General features: G+C 64.8%; 5 protein-coding genes. 2 read left to right on the plus strand and 3 right to left on the minus strand.

Annotated elements, in window-relative coordinates; all coding sequences use genetic code 11:
* Positions 1-149: 149 nt before the first annotated feature.
* The 3 genes from EN935_RS18380 to EN935_RS18390 form a co-directional block, all read right to left on the minus strand.
* Positions 150-1,118, minus strand: a complete 969-nt coding sequence (locus tag EN935_RS18380) for a YihY/virulence factor BrkB family protein (RefSeq protein WP_245468599.1) — start codon at positions 1,116-1,118, stop codon at positions 150-152.
* A gap of 187 nt (positions 1,119-1,305) precedes the next feature.
* Positions 1,306-2,028, minus strand: a complete 723-nt coding sequence (locus EN935_RS18385; RefSeq protein WP_109664011.1) for a response regulator transcription factor — start codon at positions 2,026-2,028, stop codon at positions 1,306-1,308.
* Positions 2,028-3,314, minus strand: a complete 1,287-nt coding sequence (locus tag EN935_RS18390) for a histidine kinase (RefSeq protein WP_109664007.1) — start codon at positions 3,312-3,314, stop codon at positions 2,028-2,030. Before EN935_RS18390 ends, EN935_RS18385 begins: the two co-directional genes overlap by 1 nt.
* A gap of 155 nt (positions 3,315-3,469) precedes the next feature.
* Between EN935_RS18390 and EN935_RS18395 the strand changes: the two genes are divergently transcribed.
* Both EN935_RS18395 and EN935_RS18400 read left to right on the plus strand, forming a co-directional pair.
* Positions 3,470-5,887, plus strand: coding sequence for a glucan 1,4-alpha-glucosidase (locus EN935_RS18395; RefSeq protein ID WP_127262231.1), 2,418 nt, complete (start codon positions 3,470-3,472; stop codon positions 5,885-5,887).
* Positions 5,888-5,937: 50 nt separating this feature from the next.
* Positions 5,938-6,187, plus strand: a 250-nt coding sequence (locus EN935_RS18400; protein ID WP_245489001.1) for an NAD(P)-binding domain-containing protein, incomplete at its 3' end; no start/stop codon positions are given.

Below are 6,187 nucleotides of genomic sequence, written 5' to 3' on the forward strand. Positions count from 1 at the left end.
CGCTTCCCCGATATATCTTCTTGTTGGGGTTGAGCGTAGTTGCGGCGCCGGCGTGGCGATACGGGTCAAAGCGCATGGCCGACTGTGCGTTTGCACAGTCGCGCAGGGGCTAATCGGGGCAGAGTGTTAGCGGCTACGGCGAGGTCGGACTAGGGCCGGCGAACACCCAGCAAAAGCGCGGTCAAGGTCGCGCTCGCGCACGCCACCGCCACGAGCACGACCACGCCAGCAGAGTTGGATTTTTGCCCTGCGCAAAATGGGTTGTGCTGCGTGGGCAAGGGACTGTGAATCAAGGTTTTCAGATCGGACCTGCTGCCGTGCCTAATGGAATAGGCGCGCGTTAACTCGGCACCGAGAAGGAAAATTTCCGACGAATAGTAAACCCAGAGCAGTACGACGAGCAGACCACCCGCCGCGCCATACGAGGACGCAGTCGCGCTGGTGCCGATATACCAGCCGATAAGCGATTTCCCCAACGTGAACAGGGCAGCGGTCACAACAGCGCCAATCCCTACATCGCGCCATTCCAGGGTTCGATCGGGCAAAACTTTGTAAATGGCAGCGAACATCACGGAAATGAGCGCAAACGAAACGACGCCGTTGATCCCACTGAGTATGATCGTTCCAAACGGCAGATGGACGTTGATGAAATCGCTCAGCGCCGAAATCGCAGCGCTTGCTATGAGAGAAACCAGCAACAGGAACCCGAGCGCGGCCACCAACCCTAGACTGGCGGCCCGTGCCCGCACCAGACGCGACAAGGAGTTGCCCTGCGGTTCAACCTTCCAAATTGTGTTCAACGACTGCTGCATTTCGCCGAAGACGCCAGAGGCGGCCACCAACAAGGTGGCCAGCCCTATGATTGCGGCCCACGTCCCGTACAGCTTGCTAGATGCACTTTGCAGTGCGGTCTTGAGGAGATCGGCGCTTTCCGGCCCCATCAGCCCGGAGATCTGGGCCGACAAAGCCAATTGTGCGGCATCATGACCGAATACGAGACCAGCAATCGCAACCACAATCAGCAAGATCGGCGCCAGCGAGGTGGCAGCATAAAAGGCCATCGCAGCACCGTGACTAAGAGCATTGTCGTTGATGAAGCCGGCTACGCTTTCACGCACCAAGTGCCATGAATCTGTGATTGAGGGTCGCACTTTGAGTCCGCAGGCAGTGAATTGGAATGGCGTTCACTAGCAATGCGCCGGAACTTCCGATGTTCCGGTTGGCCGTGCCACCAATTTCACGAACCCATCGGAATCGGGTGTGGACACTCCAGTCATGAGGCCGAGGCGCAGAAGACGAGGCCCGCTATTGCTCCGCCAGCCAGGCATCGAGCCGGTCCTGCTCGCGGCGCAGCGCATCGACGTTGATCAGGCCGCGCGCCATGGCGAGATAGATCGCCCGCGTCCGCGAGTTGAACACCGAAGCATCGCTGGCGCCGTCCTCCGCCGGAACGATGCCAAGCTTGTCGTAGACATGTTTAATGCGGCTCTGCGCGCCACGGATCGACAGGCCGCGGCGTGCTGCGATCGCCCGGTCGGTCAGGCCGAGCGCGATGTCGATCAGGCTTTCATATTCGCCGTCGGTGATGCCCTCGAACCTGTCCTGCACGCGGTGTTGGATGCCGCGGATCTCGCGGTCGATGATGCAGTGGCCATCGCGGAAAACGCCGCGCAGGGCGGACCGCATGCCCTCCTCCGTCGCCGATTTGAGCACATAGCCGTAGACCGAGCCCGGCGGCACGATGCGCGCCACGCCACGCACATAGGCCTCGTCGGCGAAATTCGACCAGAACAGGATGTGCGTGCCGGCGCGGCGGTTCCAGATCGCCCTAGCAACCTCGATCCCGGTCGCCTTCGGCATCTGCAGGTCGAGCACGACATGCGGCGGCTCGCGTTCAGCCGCCAGGTTGATCGCGTCCTCGCCGTCGCTCGCTTCGATCACCTCGACGTCGCCGGGCCACAATTGCTCTACGGTCCGGCGCGCGAAGGTGCGGTGCAACCCATCGTTCTCGGCGATCATCACAAGCATCACATGGCCTCCGACACGGCGAACTCGCCGGGTGCTGTTGCAGCCGCCGCAGCCGGTAACTCCCGCGACGGCGGGCGGTCGATCTCGACGACGACACGGGTGCCGCCGCTCTTGCGGCCGGCCTGGCCCATGCGCAGCCGCGCCCCGATGAGGGCGGCCCGTGTGTGCATATGGCCGATGCCGCCATGGGCGGCCGGATCGACAGCGCCGCAGCCCTGGCCGTCATCGGTGACGATCACCCGAAGCACGCTCGTTGTCGACGCCAGCAGCACGTCGATGCGGTGTGGCGCGGCGTGGCGAACGGCATTGTTGATCGCTTCCTGCACGATCCGGTAGAGCGCGGTGCGAACCGGCTCCGGCAGACTGTCGGCGCCACCGTCGCTGGTGTCGGCGATGTGCACGGCGATTGGCGGCTTGGCTCTGGCGACGCTGCGGTTGAGATGCGCCTCGACGGCATCGCGCAGGCCGAACAATTCGAGCACGCTCGGGCGCATGTCGTCGACGATGTGGCGCAGCTCCGTGAGACAACCGGCGACCTCCTGCTCGAGGTCGGCAAGCTGCGCCGCCCGCGCCACGCCCTGGCCGCGCAGGGCCGAAAGCTGGCGCGCGATGCGGGCGAGGTCGGCAAGCGTCTGGTCGTGCAGGTCCATGGCCATGCGCCGGCGTTCGCGCTCCATGCCTTCGGTCAATTGCGAGGCGCCGACCCGCAGCAGTTCGACGCGGTTGCGGGCCTCGCTCTCGGCAAGCATCGCCCGGCGGGCCTCCTCGGTCTGGATCAGCGCGAATATATAGGGCGCGATCAGATCGGCGCATTGCTGGGCGACGGCGACATCGGCAAGCGTGTAGCAATCGACCTCGTGCCGGCTGATGTTGAGCGCGCCGATGATGCCGCCGCGTGCCCTGAGCGGCACGACGATGCGGCTGCGCAGTCGGGCGGCGAAGATCGGCCCATCTATGGCCGTGGCGAAATGGAAGCGCTGGTCGCTCAACGCGTCGTCGGCGAGCAGATAGGGTACTTCGCCCCACAGCACCGAGCGGATCGGGCTGACTTCGGTCGGCAGCGGATGCTGGGCAAGCTCGCTCCAGCTGGTGTGGAAGCCGGCTTCATAACAGGCGTGCCGGCGGCCATCATGCGACAGCACCGCCAGATCCATGTGGTCGTGCGGAATGAGCGAGCCGATCTCGATGGCTGTCGCGCGGAACGCCGTGCCGGGGTCGATATGGCCGGCAAGCGCCCGCGAGATCGCCAGCAGCCGGTCGATCAGGACCAGGGACACCTCCGGCATTGGCTTTCACGATCCTCCCGTGCCGGGAAATAGTGGACGCATGCCGGCGCTGCTGTCAACGACGCGCCATTGGCGGTGTCCGATCAACTTGCGGTGCAATGATTGTAAAGGGTTCGCGTCCTGGTCTAGGGAGGGGGCCAGGAGACCGAAACAGAATGCCAGTGACGCCAACCGTTGCTCCGGGCGCCCCGGGAATTCCGGCCCGCTGGACGTCAAGCGCCAAGAGCGGCGTCGGAACGTCGCTTTCGCCAGCCGGCCAGATCTGGTTCACGATCAGCCACGGCATCCTCAACGAAATCTACTATCCGCGCGTCGACAGCGCCTGCACGCGCGATTTCGGCCTGATCGTCACCGGTCCCGACGGCTACTTCTCGGAAGAGAAGCGTGATGCCGCGCACACCATCGAACCGTTCGAGGACGGCGTACCTGCCTACCGGCTGGTCAACACGGCGAGCGACGGCGCCTGGCGGATCGAAAAGCGCATCCTCGCCGACCCGGCGCGTCCCGCTTTGCTGCAGGAAATCACCTTCACGCCGCTCAAGGGTGCGCCCGGCGACTACCGCGTCTATGCGCTTCTGGCGCCGCATCTGGTCAATGCCGGCATGGGCAACACCGCCTGGGTCGGCGAGCACAAGGGAAAGCCCGTGCTGTTTGCCTCGGGGCGCGGCTCTTGCCTGGCGCTGGCCTCGTCGCTGCCTTGGAAAAACAGCGCGGCCGGCTATGTCGGCTTTTCCGACGGCTGGCAGCAACTGCACGACACCGGCCAACTCGATCCGGCTTGCCAGCGGGCCGAGGACGGCAATGTCGCGTTGACCGGCGAGATCGGTTTTTCCGCCGCAAAGACCAAGGCCTTGCTGGCGCTGGGCTTTGGCGCAACGCCCGACGAGGCCGCGGAAAATGCCTTCGCCAGCCTGAAGCGGGGTTTTGCGGCGGCGGCCAAGTCTTACATCCAGAACTGGCGCAAGTGGCAGACTGGCCTGCTGTCGCTGGATCGGCACACAGCATCAGGCATCAACAGCTATCGCACCAGCACCGCGGTACTGGCGACGCACCGGTCGATCGTCGTGCCGGGCGCCGCGGTCGCCAGCCTGTCGATCCCGTGGGGCTTCAACAAGGGCGACGACGACCTCGGTGGCTATCATCTGGTCTGGCCGCGCGATCTGGTCGAGACGGCGGGCGGCTTCCTCGCCGCCGGCGATGCCGCGGCGGCATTGCGGATTCTCGGCTACCTGCGCTCCATCCAGCAGCCGGACGGCCATTGGCCGCAGAATGCATGGCTCGACGGGTCCCCCTATTGGCCCGGCATACAGATGGACGAATGCGCGTTTCCGCTGCTGTTGGCCGATGCTTTGCGGCGCGCCGGCCATTTGCCGCGCGCCAGGCTCATAACCTTCCTGCCGATGATCGAGGACGCCGCCAGCTATGTCGTGCGCAACGGACCGGTCACCGGCGAAGACCGCTGGGAAGAGGATGCCGGCTACAGCCCGTTCACGCTTGCAGTCGAGATCGCGGCCCTGCTAGCTGCGGCGGACTTGCTCGATGTCTGCGGCAAGGACGACGCCGCGACCTATCTGCGCGAGACCGCCGACGTCTGGAACGACCAGGTCGAGCGCTGGACCTATGTCAGCGGCACGGCGATCTGCAGGCAAGTTGGCGTTGACGGCTACTACGTGCGCATCGCGCCGCCCGACAGCGCCGACGCCGGCTCGCCGAAGGACGGCTACGTACCGATCAAGAACCGGCCGCCCGGCGACAGCGACCGGCCCGCCGAGGCAATCGTCAGCCCGGACGCGCTGGCGCTGGTGCGTTTCGGTCTACGGGCGGCCAACGATCCGCGCATCGTCAACACGGTCAAGGTCATCGACGCTCAATTGCGCTGCGACCTGCCGCAAGGGCCGCTCTGGTATCGCTACACCAGCGACGGCTATGGCGAGCACGAAGACGGCGCGCCATTCGACGGCACCGGCCAGGGCCGCCCCTGGCCGCTATTGGCGGGCGAACGCGCCCATTATGAGCTGGCGGCAGGGCGCAAGGACAAGGCAGCCAGCCTTCTCGAGGCGCTGGAAGGCTCGGCCGGACCGGGCGGTCTGTTGCCGGAGCAAGTCTGGGACGGCCCCGACCTGATGGAGCGCGAATTGCTGCATTGCAGGCCCTCGGGCAGCGCCATGCCTTTGGTCTGGGCGCATTCGGAGCATATCAAGCTGTTGCGCTCGCTGCGCGACGGTGCGGTCTTCGACATGCCGCCGCAAGGCGTCAAGCGCTACATCGAGGACAAGACCGTATCGCCGTTCAGGACCTGGCGGTTCAACAACAAGATCCGCACCATGCCGGCGGGCAAAACGCTGCGCATCGAGCTGTTGGACCCGGCAATCGTTCACTGGAGCAGCGACAACTGGGCAACTGCCCATGACAGCCAGACGGCAGAGAACGCTTTCGGCATCCATCTTGCCGATCTGCCCGTCGCCGGCCTCCCCAAGGGAAGCACGCTGACCTTCACTTTTTTCTGGCCCGCAACCGGCGATTGGGAGAATGTCGACTTCTCCGTCATATCAGGCGAGCAGGATAGCCAGTAGATCTTCCCCCGACAAACCCCGTAAATCTCCTAGAAAACAGGGACGAAACCATGCAAATCGGAATGATGGGACTGGGCCGGATGGGCGCCAACATGGTCCGGCGCCTGATGCGCGACGGCCACGAATGCGTCGTCTACGACATCAATCCCGCCAGCGTCGCGGCTCTGGTGACTGACGGCGCGCTAGGGGCGGCTTCAATGGAAGAATTCGTCGGCAAGCTCGCCAAGCCGCGTTGTGTGTGGCTGATGCTGCCGGCAGCCATCACCGGCAGGATCATCGATCAGGTGGCGGCCCTGATGG

The organism is Mesorhizobium sp. M7D.F.Ca.US.004.03.1.1 (genome assembly GCF_003998635.1).
GTDB lineage: Bacteria > Pseudomonadota > Alphaproteobacteria > Rhizobiales > Rhizobiaceae > Mesorhizobium > Mesorhizobium loti.

Excerpts from the sequence above, each read along its gene's own strand:
- EN935_RS18390 (WP_109664007.1), bottom strand. The coding sequence starts at position 3,314 with ATGCCGGAGGTGTCCCTGGTCCTGATCGACCGGCTGCTGGCGATCTCG.
- EN935_RS18385 (WP_109664011.1), bottom strand. The coding sequence starts at position 2,028 with ATGCTTGTGATGATCGCCGAGAACGATGGGTTGCACCGCACCTTCGCG.
- EN935_RS18395 (WP_127262231.1), top strand. The coding sequence starts at position 3,470 with ATGCCAGTGACGCCAACCGTTGCTCCGGGCGCCCCGGGAATTCCGGCC.